Annotated in this window: 11 protein-coding genes and 2 pseudogenes; 7 read left to right on the top strand and 6 right to left on the bottom strand. The window is 68.9% G+C overall.

Translation table 11 applies throughout. The features are described from left to right. Positions 1-7: 7 nt before the first annotated feature. Positions 8-1,201, bottom strand: a complete 1,194-nt coding sequence (locus CTZ28_RS30645) for an RtcB family protein (RefSeq protein WP_121892969.1) — start codon at positions 1,199-1,201, stop codon at positions 8-10. Positions 1,202-1,415: 214 nt separating this feature from the next. Here CTZ28_RS30645 and CTZ28_RS30640 point away from each other — a divergent pair, with 214 nt between their 5' ends. From CTZ28_RS30640 to CTZ28_RS30630, 3 genes are all read left to right on the top strand, one after another. Beyond that, on the top strand, positions 1,416-2,258 hold the full coding sequence (locus CTZ28_RS30640; RefSeq protein WP_121892968.1) for a DUF3558 domain-containing protein: 843 nt from the start codon (positions 1,416-1,418) through the stop codon (positions 2,256-2,258). Positions 2,259-2,375: 117 nt separating this feature from the next. Continuing rightward, positions 2,376-3,218, top strand: coding sequence for a DUF3558 family protein (locus CTZ28_RS30635; protein ID WP_121892967.1), 843 nt, complete (start codon positions 2,376-2,378; stop codon positions 3,216-3,218). Positions 3,219-3,309: 91 nt separating this feature from the next. Then, positions 3,310-4,719, top strand: a complete 1,410-nt coding sequence (locus CTZ28_RS30630) for a DUF2637 domain-containing protein (protein WP_183154669.1) — start codon at positions 3,310-3,312, stop codon at positions 4,717-4,719. A gap of 99 nt (positions 4,720-4,818) precedes the next feature. Here the strand turns inward: CTZ28_RS30630 and lysS are convergent, their stop codons facing one another. Next, entirely contained in the window at positions 4,819-6,558 is a 1,740-nt protein-coding gene (lysS, locus tag CTZ28_RS30625) for a lysine--tRNA ligase (protein WP_121892966.1), read from the bottom strand. A 127-nt stretch (positions 6,559-6,685) separates the two neighbouring features. Here lysS and argS point away from each other — a divergent pair, with 127 nt between their 5' ends. After that, complete coding sequence (gene argS, locus CTZ28_RS30620) at positions 6,686-8,464, top strand: arginine--tRNA ligase (RefSeq protein WP_121892965.1); 1,779 nt, start codon at positions 6,686-6,688, stop codon at positions 8,462-8,464. 75 nt (positions 8,465-8,539) lie between these two features. On the opposite strand, the pseudogene CTZ28_RS30615 reads toward argS, so the two are convergent. Next, positions 8,540-9,156, bottom strand: a pseudogene (locus CTZ28_RS30615) (HAD family hydrolase). Between CTZ28_RS30615 and CTZ28_RS30610 the strand changes: the two are divergent. Beyond that, positions 9,133-9,348: pseudogene (locus tag CTZ28_RS30610) on the top strand (helix-turn-helix domain-containing protein); the annotation flags it as partial. The pseudogenes CTZ28_RS30615 and CTZ28_RS30610 overlap by 24 nt on opposite strands. A 182-nt stretch (positions 9,349-9,530) precedes the next feature. On the opposite strand, the gene CTZ28_RS30605 reads toward CTZ28_RS30610, so the two are convergent. Together CTZ28_RS30605 and CTZ28_RS30600 are read right to left on the bottom strand one after the other, a co-directional pair. Beyond that, the gene (locus CTZ28_RS30605) at positions 9,531-10,250 is read right to left on the bottom strand and encodes a 5-formyltetrahydrofolate cyclo-ligase (protein ID WP_121893068.1); all 720 of its coding nucleotides are present in this window, start codon (positions 10,248-10,250) and stop codon (positions 9,531-9,533) included. 15 nt (positions 10,251-10,265) lie between these two features. Beyond that, positions 10,266-11,543: an NsdA family TPR-like regulatory protein gene (locus tag CTZ28_RS30600; RefSeq protein ID WP_259471893.1), complete on the bottom strand. Its 1,278-nt coding sequence runs from the start codon at positions 11,541-11,543 to the stop codon at positions 10,266-10,268. A gap of 1,331 nt (positions 11,544-12,874) precedes the next feature. Between CTZ28_RS30600 and CTZ28_RS48760 the strand changes: the two genes are divergently transcribed. Then, a complete protein-coding gene (locus tag CTZ28_RS48760) occupies positions 12,875-13,048 on the top strand; it encodes a hypothetical protein (RefSeq protein ID WP_259471892.1) in 174 nt (57 codons plus the stop codon). Positions 13,049-13,258: 210 nt separating this feature from the next. Further along, positions 13,259-14,110, top strand: coding sequence for a DUF4253 domain-containing protein (locus CTZ28_RS30590; protein ID WP_121892963.1), 852 nt, complete (start codon positions 13,259-13,261; stop codon positions 14,108-14,110). A 436-nt stretch (positions 14,111-14,546) separates the two neighbouring features. Here CTZ28_RS30590 and CTZ28_RS30585 read toward each other — a convergent pair whose 3' ends face one another. After that, positions 14,547-14,912, bottom strand: coding sequence for a DUF805 domain-containing protein (locus CTZ28_RS30585; protein ID WP_121892962.1), 366 nt, complete (start codon positions 14,910-14,912; stop codon positions 14,547-14,549). Positions 14,913-15,103: the final 191 nt, after the last annotated feature.

The raw sequence follows: 15,103 nt of genomic DNA, 5'->3' as shown, positions 1-15,103 counted from the left end.
CCGGGCCTCAGCCCTTCACGCACACGACCTGCTTGAGCTTCGCGACGACCGCCACCAGGTCCCGCTGCTGGTCGATGACCTGCTCGATCGGCTTGTAGGCGCCGGGGATCTCGTCGACCACACCGGAGTCCTTGCGGCACTCCACGCCGCGTGTCTGCTCCTCCAGGTCCTTCGTGGAGAAGCGGCGCTTGGCGGCGCTGCGGCTCATGCGCCGGCCGGCGCCGTGCGACGCGGAGTTGAAGGACTTCTCGTTCCCGAGGCCGCGCACGATGTACGAACCCGTGCCCATCGAGCCCGGGATGATCCCGTACTCGCCGGAGCCCGCGCGGATCGCGCCCTTGCGGGTGACGAGCAGGTCCATGCCCTCGTAGCGCTCGCGGCTCACGTAGTTGTGATGGCAGCTCACCTCGGGCTCGAAGGTCACCTTGGCCTTCTTGAACTCCTTGCGGACGACGTCCTTGAGGAGCGCCATCATGAGCGACCGGTTGTACCGCGCGTACTCCTGGGCCCAGTACAGGTCGTGCTCGTACGCCGCCATCTGCGGGGTGTCCGCCACGAAGACGGCGAGGTCGCGGTCGATCAGGCCCTGGTTGTGCGGCAGGCCCCGGGCGACACCGATGTGGTGCTCCGCGAGTTCCTTGCCGATGTTGCGGGAGCCGGAGTGCAGCATGAGCCAGACGGAACCGGACGTGTCGACGCACACCTCGCAGAAGTGGTTGCCGGAACCGAGCGTGCCCATCTGCTTCCGCGCCCGCTCCGCCCGGAACCTGACCGCCTCCGCGATGTCGTCGAACCGCCCCCAGAATCCCTCCCACTGGCCCGTGGCGAGGCCGTGGAAACGGGACGGACGGACGGGGTCGTCATGCATGCCCCGGCCCACCGGAATCGCTTCCTCGATCTTCGAGCGGAGCCGGGACAGGTCTCCCGGCAGGTCGTTCTCGGTCAGTGACGTCTTCACCGCCGACATCCCGCAGCCGATGTCCACGCCCACCGCGGCCGGGCACACCGCGCCCCGCATGGCGATGACCGATCCGACCGTCGCGCCCTTGCCGTAGTGGACGTCCGGCATCACGGCCAGACCCTTGATCCAGGGCAGCGTAGCGACGTTGCGCAGCTGCTGCAGCGCGACATCCTCGACCGTGGCGGGGTCGGTCCACAGCCGGATGGGGACCTTGGCGCCCGGTATCTCCACGTACGACATGTCTTCCTCATTCCCCCGAGAAGTCAGCAAAAGCCCTGGAAGCGACAAACCGCAAAACAGACGCCAAGATCGACGAAAAGCGACAACGGACCGGCGTGTACGGCAGCGCGTGCGATACACATTGTCTCCAGGGGGCGCCCCGCTGCGGCAAGCGAATAACCAGCGGGGACACTGGAACACCGAACGCACCGACACCGTCGAGAGGACCCTGACCGTGCAGCGGAAGGCGTACGCAATCGGCACCGCCGCTCTCCTGACGGCGCTGCTGGCCGGCTGCACCGGCGGGTCCGGCGACAAGGGGTCGACGGACAACGCGAACCCGGGCGACGCCGGCACGGCGGCCGCGGCGGCCCAGCCGGGCAAGTACCGCACACTCCCCGAACCCTGCGGCGTGATCGGCCGCGGCACCCTCGACTCCCTGCTGCCCGGCATCAAGCAGATGACCGACCAGGACCAGCGGACCAGGGCGTACGAGGGCACCGCGACACTGACGTACGACACCGACCGCAAGGTCGGCTGCCGTTGGAAGGTCGAGTCCACCGACGCCACCGACCATCTCCTCGTCGACTTCGAGCGGGTCGTGTCGTACGACAACGCCGTCAGCGACGACGACCAGGCGCAGAACCTGTTCGCGGCCAAGGAGACGGCGGCCGACCTGCCCGAGCCCAGCGCGTCCGGCTCTTCCTCCTCTCCCTCGGCTCCCTCGGCGCCCGCGGCCGGCGGCGAACCGTCCACCGGCGCCTCGCCCAGCGTCTCGTCCTCGGCCTCGCCCGCCTCCCCCTCGGCCGGCGCGTCCGGCGGTGCCACTTCGTCCGGCCTCCAGCCGCGCGTGCTCGACGGCCTGGGCGACGAGTCCTTCCTCGACGACCAGCTCGGCGGCTCGGGTTCGACGGCCGCACAGCGGACGGTGACTGTGGTGTTCCGCACGTCCAACGTGATCGTGACCATCGAGTACGCGGAGCAGCCGGCGACCGTCGGCGTGACCCCGGACAGCGAGGAAATGCAGGACAGGGCGCGGAATCTGGCCGCGCAGCTGGCCGATTCGCTGGGCGGCTAGCCGCCCGTTCGCCCGCCTCCGGGGCGCTCCGCGAGGCGCGCGTACCGGAACCGCACAGCTCCTTCACCGCGTACCGTGGCCCCCCGGACCCGATCAGACCGCAGGACCACGAGCGTCATGAGTGAAGGAACCATGCAGCGAGCAGACCAGCGAGACGACCAGCGTGATCAGCGTGACCGGCGAGCGGGGAGGCTGCGCCGTGTCCTTGTCTGCGCGGCCGCCGTTCCGGCGGTATTCGTCGCCGCCGGCTGCTCCTCGGACTCCGGCTCCCAGGACGGCGCGTCCGCACCGTCCCCGAGCAGCAGCGCGAGCGGCAGCTCCGTGAGCCCCTCGCCCACCGTGCAGGCCGCCGCGTACCGCAAGCTGCCGGAGTCGTGCGCCGTGCTGTCCAAGAAGACGCTCGGCGAACTCGTCCCGAAGGGGATAGCGTCGGGCAAGGAAGGCGGTTCGAACGACACCACGTCCCGGGCCAGTTGCTCCTGGACCAGCCTGGCCGACAACGGGGTGAAGGGCTCCCAGTTCCGCTGGCTGAGCGTCTCCCTGCTGCGTTTCGAGTCCGACACCCACCGCGGTGCGGCCGACAAGCAGGCGCAGGAGTACTACACCAAGCAGGTCCAGGACACGAAGGCCGTCGACGGGGCCAAGAACGTCACGTCGCAGCCGCTCGCCGGGGCGGGCGACGAGGCGACGGTGGTGCGCTACGACCTGAAGAAGAAGGAAGGCGCCTTCAAGCAGCAGACGGTCGTGGCACGCGTCGAGAACGTCGTCGTCACCCTCGACTACAACGGCGCGGGCCTGGCCGGCGAGAAGACCCCGGACGCCGGCGACCTGGCGAAGTCCGCGGAGAAGGCCGCCAAGGAGGCCGTGGCCGCGGTGTCGTCGGCGAACAGCGGGGACAACGCTCCGTCCGCGTCGGCGTCCAAGTCACCCTCCCCGTCCGAGCCCGCCAAGAAGAGCTGACCAACGGCCTGCTGACGGACCGGCGACACGCGCGCCGCACACATGTGCCACCCTGTTGCGCGCAACCACACGCAAGGGGAGGGGAATACGGGTGGCCGCGCCAATCCAGCTGACCCGGATGCACCGCGTTCTCATCGGCGTGGTCGTGACCGGCGCCGTGATCATCGCCGGCATCGGCTTCGCCGGGTCCTACGCGGCAGTCCGCGAGCTGGCCCTCAAGAAGGGGTTCGGGGATTTCTCCTACGTCTTCCCGATCGGCATCGACGCGGGCATCTGCGTCCTGCTCGCCCTCGACCTGCTCCTGACCTGGATCCGCATCCCCTTCCCGCTGCTGCGCCAGACGGCCTGGCTGCTGACCGCGGCGACGATCGCGTTCAACGGCGCCGCGGCCTGGCCGGACCCGCTGGGCGTGGGCATGCACGCGGTGATCCCGATCCTCTTCGTCGTGTCGGTCGAGGCCGCCCGGCACGCCATCGGCCGTATCGCCGACATCACGGCGGACAAGCACATGGAGGGCGTCCGCCTCACCCGCTGGCTGCTCTCGCCCATCCCGACGTTCCTGCTGTGGCGCCGCATGAAGCTGTGGGAGCTGCGCTCCTACGAGCAGGTGATCAAGCTGGAGCAGGAGCGTCTCGTGTACCAGGCGCGGCTGCGCTCCCGCTTCGGCCGGGCGTGGCGCAGGAAGGCGCCGGTGGAGTCCCTGATGCCGCTGCGGCTGGCCAAGTACGGGGTACCGCTCGGGGAGACGGCGCCCTCGGGCCTGGCGGCGGCGGGCATAGAACCGATGCTGATACCCGCGCCGCCCCAGCAGGCGGAGCTGCCTGCGGCCGTCGCCCCCGACCGGACCGCCGAGCCGGCGCCCGCCCAGCAGCAGCCGGCGCCCGCCGTCGAGGAGCCCCCTGGGCCCGTCCGGCAGGAGGACGGGCAGCCGGAGTCCGCGCAGGATCCGGAGCAGAGCCCCTGGTTCCAGAAGAACCCCCAGTCCGTCGACTACCAGGGCGGTTACGACCCCGCGTTCGACCCGGGCTACGACCCGGCGTACGAGCCCGGGTACGGCCCCGGCCACGGTCCCGACGCGCAGTACGAGCAGCAGTGGTTCGAGGGTCAGCAGTACCCGGACCAGCGGCCGGGCGGGCCGTACCAGGAGCAGCCGCACCAGGACCGGCAGGTCGACGTGCCGTACCAGGAGCAGCGGTACCAGGAGCCCGAGCCGCCCGCCTTCTCCCCCGAGGACACCGGCAGCTTCCCGATCCCGGTGGGCCCGAACCGCACCCGGGAGCTGGGCGAGGGCGGCGGCACCCCGGCCCCGGAGCCGGACGAGGACGCGTACTACCAGGTGTTCAAGAAGTCGATCAACGGCAGCTATCCGACCCCGCGCGAGTTCGGTGACAACGTCGAGGCCGAGTACGGCACGCCGCTGCCCGCGGAGGAGGCCAAGCGCATGGTCAACCGCTTCACCAACCGCCACACCGCGGAACTGGAAGAGGACCACATCGCCTGACCTGCCCCGGCCGGCGGGACCGACGGAAAACCGACGGAAAACCGACGGAAAAGGGGGGCGCCCGGTGTTCACCGGGCGCCCCCTCTCATGGAGCCGGGGTCACTCGCCGAGCAGGGCCCGTACCCGGTCCTGGCCGACCGCCAGCAGCAGCGTGGGCAGGCGCGGGCCGGTGTCACGGCCGACGAGCAGGTGGTACAGCAGCGCGAAGAACGACCGCTGGGCGGTCTTGATCTCCGGCGGCAGCTCCTTCGGCGTGGCGTCGGCGGAGAACCCGGCCTGCACCTTGGGCACGCCGTACACGAGGTGGGTCAGCCCGTCCAGCGACCAGTGCTCGGCCAGCCCGTCGAGCAGCAGCCGCAGCGACTGCTGCCCCTGCTCGTCGAGGGACTTCAGCAGCTCGGCGTCGGGCTCCTCGCGCACGATGGTGCGCTGGTCGGCCGGGACCTGCGTGTTGATCCACGCCTCGGCCCTGTCGTACCGCGGCCGCACCTCGTCGAGCGAGCCGAGCGGGTCGGCCGGGTCGAGCTCGGACAGGATGCGCAGGGCCTGGTCCTGGTGACCGGCAGTGATGTCGGCGACGGACGCGAGCGTGCGGTACGGCAGCGGACGCGGCGTCCTCGGCAGCTCGCCGGCGGCCGTGCCGACCGCGCGCGTGTAGGCGGCCACGTCCCCGGGGAGCGCGGCGCCCTCGGCGACCTTGCCCGCGAGCTTGTCCCACTCGTCGTACAGGCGCTGGATCTCCTGGTCGAAGGCGATCTTGAAGGACTGGTTGGGCCGGCGGCGGGCGTACAGCCAGCGCAGCAGCTGCGGCTCCATGATCTTCAGCGCGTCGGCCGGCGTGGGCACGCCACCGCGGGACGACGACATCTTCGCCATGCCGCTGATCCCGACGAAGGCGTACATCGGCCCGATGGGCTGCTTGCCGCCGAAGATCCCGACGATCTGGCCGCCGACCTGGAAGCTGGACCCCGGCGAGGAGTGGTCGACACCGGAGGGCTCGAAGACGACCCCCTCGTACGCCCACCGCATCGGCCAGTCGACCTTCCACACCAGCTTGCCGCGGTCGAACTCGCTCAGCCGGACGGTCTCCGTGAAGCCGCAGGCGCCGCAGACGTACGTCAGCTCGGTGCTGTCGTCGTCGTACGCGGTGACGGTGGTCAGGTCCTTCTCGCAGGCGCCGCAGTACGGCTTGTACGGGAAGTAGCCGCCGGAGCCGGAGCTGCCGTCGTCCTCGCTCGCCGCGCCGGAGCCCTCCTCGGCCTCCAGTTCGGCCTCGTCGACCGGCTTCTGCGACTGCTTCTTGCCCTTCGGCTTGGTCCGGTACTGCGCGAGGATCGCGTCGATGTCACCGCGGTGCCGCATCGCGTGCAGGACCTGCTCGCGGTAGGCGCCGGAGGTGTACTGCGCGGTCTGGCTGATCCCGTCGAACTCCACGCCCAGTTCGGCCAGCGCCTCGACCATGGCGGCCTTGAAGTGCTCGGCCCAGTTCGGGTACGCGGAGCCCTTCGGCGCGGGCACGGAGGTCAGCGGCTTGCCGATGTGCTCGGCCCAGGACGGGTCGACGCCCGCGACGCCGTTCGGGACCTTGCGGTAGCGGTCGTAGTCGTCCCAGGAGATCAGGTGCCTGACCTGGTGGCCGCGGCGGCGGATCTCGTCGGCGACCAGGTGCGGGGTCATGACCTCGCGCAGGTTGCCCAGGTGGATCGGGCCGGAGGGGGAGAGGCCGGACGCGACGACGACCGGTTTGCTTGGGGCCCGACGCTCCGACTCCTCGATGACCTCATCCGCGAAACGGGAGACCCAGTCGGTGGTCTCGGTGCTCTGAGCCACGATCGGCACGTCCTTCTTTCTGCACGGGTGACACTCCATTGTCACAGACGGGCCTGCGACCGGGAAAACCGCTTTACCCCCCATGGGATACTGACGGGGACTATCCATCCCCACGAGGAGAACGGCACCCCTTCCTATGGCCTCGGTCACGTCCCTCAGCGACTCCGTACAGCAGCGTCTCGCGGCGGCCCTCTCGGCGGCACTGCCGGACGCCGACTCCACGGACCCGCTGCTGCGACGAAGCGACCGGGCGGACTTCCAGGCCAACGGGATCCTGGCGCTCGCCAAGAAGGCCAAGGCGAACCCGCGGGAGCTGGCGACGGAGGTCGTCTCCCAGGTCGTCACCGGTGACGTGATCGAGGACATCGAGGTCTCCGGGCCCGGCTTCCTGAACATCGCCGTCGGCGACGGCGCGATCACCCGGAACCTCGCGGAGCGGTACGCGGACGAGACGGACCGCCTCGGCGTGCCGTACGCCCCCGCCCCCGGCACGACGGTGATCGACTACGCCCAGCCGAACGTGGCGAAGGAGATGCACGTCGGCCATCTGCGCTCGGCCGTCATCGGCGACGCGGTGGTCCAGATCCTGGAGTTCACCGGCGAGAACGTGGTCCGCCGGCACCACATCGGCGACTGGGGCACCCAGTTCGGCATGCTCATCCAGTACCTGGACGAGCACCCGCACGAGCTGGACCACAAGGCAGGCGCGGACGCCGCGGTCTCGGGCGAGGAGGCGATGTCGAACCTGGACCGCCTCTACAAGGCGGCGCGCAAGCACTTCGACTCCGACGACGAGTTCAAGACGCGGGCCCGGCGCCGGGTGGTCGACCTCCAGGCCGGGGAGCCGCACACGCTCGCCATGTGGCAGAAGTTCGTGGACGAGTCGAAGATCTACTTCTTCTCGGTCTTCGAGAAGCTGGACATGGAGATCCGCGACCCGGACATCGTCGGCGAGTCCGGGTACAACGAGATGCTGGCCGAGACCTGCCGCCTCCTGGAGGAGTCCGGCGTGGCGGTCCGCTCCGAAGGCGCGCTCTGTGTCTTCTTCGACGACGTCAAGGGCCCGGACGGCAAGCCGGTCCCGCTGATCGTGCAGAAGTCCGACGGCGGCTACGGCTACGCGGCGACGGACCTGTCGGCGATCCGGGACCGCGTCTTCAACCTGAAGGCGGACACGCTGCTGTACGTGGTCGACGCCCGCCAGTCGCTGCACTTCCGCATGGTCTTCGAGACGGCCCGCCGGGCGGGCTGGCTGAACGAGGACGTGAAGGCGCAGCAGCTGGCGTTCGGCACGGTCCTCGGCAAGGACGGCAAGCCGTTCAAGACGCGTGAGGGCGAGACGGTCCGGCTGGTCGACCTCCTGGACGAGGCGATCGACCGGGCCACGTCGGTCGTCCGCGAGAAGGCCGAGAAGGTGGGCCTGACCGAGGAGGAGATCGTCGAGAACGGCCGGTTCGTCGGCATCGGCGCGGTGAAGTACGCGGACCTGTCGACGTCGGCGGTGCGGGACTACAAGTTCGACCTCGACCAGATGGTCTCGCTCAACGGCGACACCTCGGTCTATCTCCAGTACGCGTACGCCCGTATCCAGTCGATCCTGCGCAAGGCGGGCGAGGCCCGCCCGGCCGCCCATCCGGAGCTGCCGCTGGCGCCGGCCGAGCGCGCGCTGGGCCTGCATCTGGACCAGTTCGCCGAGACCATCCGCGAGGTGGCCGCGACGTACGAGCCGCACAAGCTGGCCGCGTACCTCTACCAACTGGCCGCGCTGCTGACGGCGTTCTACGACCAGTGCCCGGTCCTGAAGGCCGACACCCCGGAGCAGCGGGCGAACCGCCTGTTCCTCGTCGACCTCACGGCCCGCACGCTGCACCGCGGCATGAGCCTGCTGGGCATCCGCACCCCCGAGCGGCTCTGACCCACGCCACCCCACTCAGACGCGAGCGGCCCCCGCCGGAATCCGGGGAACCACCGGGCGGTGGGGGCCATTTCGTCATGCCCCGATGGCAGCAACGACCCGGGGCACATCCGACAGGTCACCCAGCACGACATCAGCACCTGCGTTGCGCAGGTCGCTCGCCGAGGCGCGGCCGGTCGCAACAGCCAGCACCCGCACCCCGGCCTCGCGTCCGGCCGCTACGTCGGCGCGCGTGTCTCCCAGCAGCACTGCGGCTTCCGGAGGGACGGCCGCGCGCTTCAGTGCTGCACGCAGTAGCTCGGGCCGTCCTTCACCGTCCTCGCCGTACGCGCCATCGTCCAGGCTCAGGTAACTGTCGAGACCGAACACCGCCAACTTCACCTCTGCGGCCCCACGCACGTTGCCCGTCACCACGGGCTGGCGCACGCCCCGCTCCGCGACGGCCGAGAGGACGGCGGCGGCCCCGGGGAGAGCGTGGCCGCGCTCGCGCAGCTCGGCGGCACGACAAAGTGCACGGCCCCGAGCGCTTCGGCGAACGCCGTGAACAGGTCGTCGGTGTAGGGCACATCGTGCAGCCGCGCCGTCTCGCGTTCCGTGGACCCGGTGACGTCCGCCTGCTCACGCATCCTCACGCCGGTCACCTGGTGAAACGCCTCGGCCTACAGCTCATGCCCGAGGCCCCGCGTCGCCATCAGCGTGTGGTCGATGTCCCACAGAACCAGCCCATCGGGGACCGGATCAGGCACTACCGCGGCAGACGCCGACAGGACGCGGTCGCCGGACTGGTCGGCATCTCGCCCGACTACCTGTCGCAGATCGAACGGGGCCTCAAGGTTCCGTCACTGCCGATCCTGTACGCGCTCGCCCAGGAACTGGGCGTGCCCGCCGCCCTCCTCTCCGGGCAGGCCCCCTCGGAGGAGACCGCGGTGGATACGGCGGAGGCCGCGGTGGGCCGGGACATGAGATGCAGGCGCGCCCGCAACGCGGGGAAGGGGTGGGCATGGCGCGACCGGGGCGCTCTACTGCCGACGATGGCGATCTGTTGGAGACAATCAGCGCTGACCATTCAAGACCTGCGGTTTGCCAGAGCTGGAATCTCCGCGATCATCTCCGGGTTCAGAGAGTCCCAGATAATCCCCCGAGGCCGCTCATGGGGCGGGCATTCAATGATTCTCTCCGGCGTGATAATTAGGTCGACCCGGAAGTCATGGGTAGATTCCGGAAGCCCTCTATCGATCACTTGCAACTCATGCACCGTAGTCGCGATGAGCACGTCAGGCCCTATCAGTCCAGCTTCTTGCAGAAGGGCCACTTCAATATCCGCGTAGCCAGCACCTTTGCCGAGTCGAGCACCGCGCGAGTTGACGGCCACACTGCCGCATACCACCAGATCAACGGGCGGCATTTCATCAAGGTCTACAGGGATTGCATATTGAGCCGCTGTTCGCCTGTCGGCGGCTTCCCTGGCAGAAATGGCTAGAGTTTCGGGATCCAGAAAATAGAAGGGCTTGGCGGCGGCAAGTTTTGGTGCAGCCATGTAAACCCGCTTTCCTTCTTCGAGAGCCCGCTCTCTCACTGCCATCTGAGCTTTGTCCGGAACTGCCTTGATGACACGAGCCGCCTTCCAGGCAGGATGGGCGGCGAGACGGAGAGCGGCGGAATCTGCGCCAAAGAAAAACGGGATGCGGCCGGCCGCTTCGGTCAATACTGCTTTCTTACTGTCAAGCAGCGACCACACCCCTTCCCGAATCTTCTGCTTTTCCTTCCGGATTTCATCGGCATTCACTCGCCATCCCCTCCCTTAAGCTGCGATCAATCCAAAAAGTCGACTATTAAGGTCCCGCACACCTGAAAGGTCGTTCCAGGATTGCAGTTCCTTACCTGCCTTGAAGATCAGGTTCAGTCCACCACCACCGCGGTTTCCTTCCACGACTTCAATCGCCCTGTGGAGGGTTCCAACAGCCTCGTCAACCTTCTTCTGCTGGATACGCGCCAGCGCCAGATTCCCAAGGACGATCGCTTGAGACTTTGACTTTTCCCGAACCTCCGTGACGCTTTCTTGTAGTAGAGCCTCGGCCCTGGGGGCATCACCGAGGAACAAAAAACACGAACCGGCAAGGCGGCCGAATTGCCCCGGGGACACCATGGAAAATCCCGCATCATTCGGCTCGGCCCGCCCGAGGAACCTTTCTGCCGCACGCAGTGATTTCTCGCACTCAATTCGCCGCCGCAGCATGGCGTGCGCTTCTGCGGAATGCAGGAACGCAAGTCCGCTCAGAATGTTGCTGGATTTTTGCACCTTCTCCGCCGTTTCCAGGGTCAGCTTAAGTCCTGCGGAAGGATTCTTCTCTCCGTAGAGGGCTACGAACGACGTACGAAGCAGCGCCAGCCCTTCCGATACGGGATCTCCCAATTCTCGTGCTGCGTTGACCGCCTGGCCAAAGTAAGCACGAGCCGTGACGTGGTCATTTCTCCCCGAAGCGTCCCAAACTAATTGCCCCATAAACGTGGAGGTTTCGGCCACAGCAGCCTGCACATCTCGGCTTACAGGGTACGGAGCACTGCGACCCAGCCACTGAGTGAGCTTTCCCAGGAGCCTTCCGGTTTCGGCAACCAGCACAGTAGACGGCTCAGTCGCATACCGTGAATCCAAAGTCTGAACCCGTTGCCGCAGGTCCGCAACAGTTACTAGATCAGGGTTTTCGACAGCCTCGACTGAGTAATGCGGCTCTGCGTTTCTGTTTGGCATAAGGTCAGCGACCGGAAGGGATTGCTCCCACGGCCGTTCAGGAACGCTCAGCATTTCACCGGGGATGCCAAATCCATCACATACCCGTTCGATCACTTCTTGTCCGCGAATGCTGCGGACGCCACGGATAATGTCACTCACGCGGCCACTGGTCATCTTGCCGACTGCTGAGGCGATCACCGCATAACTAGACCCTGTACGCCTGTTAACGAGACGGAAGATCTCTTGGAAGTCGCGGGCGGCGCAGGCTCGGCGCATGCCGTCACTGTGAAGCAGCGTGTCAGGGATCGTCAGCGCATACCGGCTGCGTCGACTTGTGCGGTCATCCATGAGCGTCCCTGGAGAGACGGAAGTGATCTCCCCGTCAGGGTAGCCCCGTGAGCCCCAACAGGGTTCCCCAAATGCCTTGCGGGGTTCCCCGTTCGCGGTTCCCCGAGGCACTCTGCCCGGCTGAAGCTCTTCAGACGGCACAACCTGTGTGCCGAACAGCAAGGACCCCCGCGACGCGGCGAACGTCCGGGGGCTTGGCCACCAACCATCAAGGGGTTGACGACAGTGCCCAAAGCTACAACCGGACTCGCGCGAAGTCTCCAGCGCGCCGAAGTAGGCAGCGACGCGCGGCAGATGGAATACACGACGTACGCCCCGCCCGGTGAAACGTGCCCGTCATGCGGTAACCCGATCAAGAGCCTTGAGGCGTGCCGCCGGGGGATGCTGGCCCGCCGTGACGCTCCTCCGCTGGTGGCGTACTGGCACACGGACTGCGCCCCGAAGGCAGAGCGATGATCTCCGTGGAACAGCCCAACACCCGTCTGCCTCACAGATGGCCCGCTTTCAACTCGACGCCCCCATCGGGAGGAGCGGCAGCGATGCGCATGAGGCCAGACAGTCCGAAGGGCCAGTTCCTCTACGCGCTGGTCCTGGCCGTCCTCATGGGCGCCCTCGTGGCCGGATTCGGCCGCTGACCCCATGACCGGCTCCGGTCGCTCGCGCCCCAGGGGGCGACCGGAGCCCCAGGCGCCCGCCGGTTTCCCGCTCCCGACTCTCCCCGCGGGGGCCGGCGGGCCCGGCCCGGCACACCCGACCCCGTGATGCCCCTCGGTGTGCCGGGCCGTCACCCTCGTTTCGACAATGGAAGGTTCTCGATCGTGTTGCCTCCGGCCCCGCCAGGCCTCGTCCCGTACATCGCCGGATGGAGCGAGGAAAGACTCCTGTCGTGTCCGATCACCCGCCGCCGCGGCTTCCCGGGGATCGCGTACGCGGATGAGACGCCGTACGACCGGGACAGCTTCGGTGTGCTCTGGGTCCGGTACGTCCTCCGGCCGAAGCGGCGCCGGGGCAGCCCAGTGTTCCGGAACGTTCACCCGTACCGGCAGCGCCGGGCCATGCTCAACATGATGTGTCAGGTCTGCGCTCGCATGCCGCCCGACCCACACGGCCCGCACCTCTTTCTCCTGAAGGACTCCGGCGGCCCGATCCGGGAGGGGGAGCTCACGACGAGCCCGCCGGTGTGCGTACCGTGCGCCGCGATCTCCATCCAGCTCTGCCGTGCCCTGCACGGTGGGCGATTCGTGGCGGCGTGGGCGAGGCGCGTACCCGCGTGGGGAGTCGTCGGCCCCCTCCATCATCCGCGGACGCTCCAGCCCATCCCGGGGTGTGCCATGGAGCAGGTGAAGTACGGCTCGGAGTGGGCGCCGTGGGTCCGGGCCGCCCGCACGATGGTGGAACTCCGCGGAGTGACACCGGCAGACCTGGACCGCGAGTTCGCGGCCCTCGGACGCGACCGCCTGGAGGAGGAGTTCGCCCGGATCGCGCAGCTGACGGCAGTCGCCTGACGGCCCGGCCCGCACCTTATGGCACGGCACACATCCGGTCGCGGCGAAGTGACCGGCTCCCCATGCCGCAGGACCCGCATTCGTTCCGCGTGGTCCCGGCCCTCGAAGTCCATCGCACTCCCCGAGCTGGGGTGTTGCGACGATCACTAGAACTCAAGAGTTCCGACGGGGGCCGTTCGCGTTGTCAGTGGCTCCCCTTACAGTCGCCGCATGGCGACTCTTCCCAACCCGCTGCCCAAGCTGGCGGCCGACCCGAGCGGGCGTTCCCTGGGGCTCCGGCTCCCGCCCGGAAGACTGATCGACGCGACGGACGACGGGCCCTGGCCGGAGCCCCTGCTGTGGCATGCCGAGAAGTCGGCCGGCCCCGGCAGCTGGGCGGCGCTGGGCGCACCGGCCGGCCGGGCGGGCCTGCTGCCCGTGCTCCTCGATCTGGGCGGCCCCCAAGGCGGCCCGGAGCAATGGGAGTTGTCCCCGGCGGACACCTCGTACCCGGGGGACCACGACGCCGAGGACGTTCTCCTGGAGTGCTGGGAAGGCGCGGGCGACGACGGCGAGGAGGGCTTTGATCCCGAACTGGCCCGGTTCCTGGCGCCGTTCGGGGCGGACTGGCCCGGGCCGGCCCCCGCCGGATCGCTCACCGTCGAGCCCGGCGTCTGCGCCGCCCGGATCGCCGACCAGCTGAGCGGCGCCGACGGGGACGGCCGCCCGCACGCCGGGTTCAAGGATCCGCATCTGGCGCTGGTCCCCGCCCGCCGCTCCGCCGACATCCCCGCCGCGATCGGCTGGTCCGGGCCGCTCAACCACGAGAACGACGTGGCCCGGCTCTGTGCGGTGCTGCGCTCGTGGGAGGACCGCTTCGGCATACGCGTGATCGCCCTCGGCTTCGACACGCTGGTCGTCTCCGTGGCCGCGCCGCCCGCCACCCGGGCCGAGGCGGAGGCCCTGGCGGCCGAGCACTTCGCGTTCTGCCCGGACAACCTCACCCAGAACGGACCGGGCGACCTGCGCGACTACGCCGCGACGCTGATCGGCGAACGGGCCTGGGTCTTCTGGTGGGACTGACCCCCTGATCCCCTGACCCGCACGCGCGAAGGTCCGCGTCCTGTCTCCCCGCGTCCCGTCCCGCGGTCCGGGACGGACGGTCCGGGCCGGTCACGGCGTCGGGACGGTCCAGGGCGTCCCGATCTCGCCCCCGGTCCTGGCGCGGCAGGCGCCGCCCGCCGCACGCTGGGCCCGCGCCCTTCGCCCCCACCGCCGGGAGGACCCATGCCCGCACGCAGTGCCCGCGCGGCGCTCGTCGCCCTGGCCGCCCTCGTCGCCCTGAGCGGATGCCACGACGGACTGGGCCTCCGCGACGAGGGACCGTCGGACCGCACCCCCGCCATCGCACGGCAGGCGCCGACGGCCGCTCGCCTCGCGGACGCGGACAGCCGGAAGCCCGCCCGGAGAGCGGACCGGGCGGGCTTCGGAAGGATCGGGCGCGTACCGGCCCTCGGCGTCAGCTGTGCGCCGGGGAGTACTCGCCTTCCTTCGGGTCCGCGCCGTACTCGTTCTGCCCCTTCGTGCCCTCGCTGACCGTGAAGATCAGCAGCACGATGGCGCCCACCAGCGGGATGATCCCGATGAGCAGCCACCAGCCGGTGCGGCCCGTGTCGTGCAGCCGACGGACCGAGACACCGAGGCCGGGCAGCAGGACCGCCAGGGCGTAGACGACGGACGGGATCTGAGTGCCCAGGACGGCGTCCACGATGGCGAGCACGATGGCGATGACCACATTGACGAGCGCGAACATCCAGTACTCCTTGCGGCGCGCCCGCCCCTCGAAGACCGCGTACTTCTTGAGCACCTCGATGTACCAGTTCATTACGTCCCCCCAGGGATCGACATCCGGGGCCCACCGGAATGGATCAGGCCAGGCGCAGAGGATATGGACCTTGGCCGGAACCTGTCGCCCTGGTTGCCGACCTGGGATTCCTCACCCGCGGACGACGATCTCCCGTGGATCTACGTCGATTTCAGGACAGACTCACCGTTGATCACCACGGATTCCCCCGC

It is taken from the genome of Streptomyces shenzhenensis (genome assembly GCF_003688995.1).
GTDB classification, from domain to species: Bacteria; Actinomycetota; Actinomycetes; order Streptomycetales; family Streptomycetaceae; genus Streptomyces; species Streptomyces shenzhenensis_A.
The sequence above is the reverse complement of the archived record's forward strand: the minus strand, read 5'-3'. Positions and strand labels throughout refer to the sequence as shown.

Bases quoted from the DNA above. Each gene is read 5' to 3' on its own strand.
- CTZ28_RS30585 (WP_121892962.1), bottom strand. From the start codon at position 14,912: ATGAACTGGTACATCGAGGTGCTCAAGAAGTACGCGGTCTTCGAGGGG.
- CTZ28_RS30600 (WP_259471893.1), bottom strand. From the start codon at position 11,543: ATGGATGACCGCACAAGTCGACGCAGCCGGTATGCGCTGACGATCCCT.
- CTZ28_RS30590 (WP_121892963.1), top strand. From the start codon at position 13,259: ATGGCGACTCTTCCCAACCCGCTGCCCAAGCTGGCGGCCGACCCGAGC.
- CTZ28_RS30635 (WP_121892967.1), top strand. From the start codon at position 2,376: ATGAGTGAAGGAACCATGCAGCGAGCAGACCAGCGAGACGACCAGCGT.
- argS (WP_121892965.1), top strand. From the start codon at position 6,686: ATGGCCTCGGTCACGTCCCTCAGCGACTCCGTACAGCAGCGTCTCGCG.
- CTZ28_RS30645 (WP_121892969.1), bottom strand. From the start codon at position 1,201: ATGTCGTACGTGGAGATACCGGGCGCCAAGGTCCCCATCCGGCTGTGG.
- CTZ28_RS48760 (WP_259471892.1), top strand. From the start codon at position 12,875: ATGGAGCAGGTGAAGTACGGCTCGGAGTGGGCGCCGTGGGTCCGGGCC.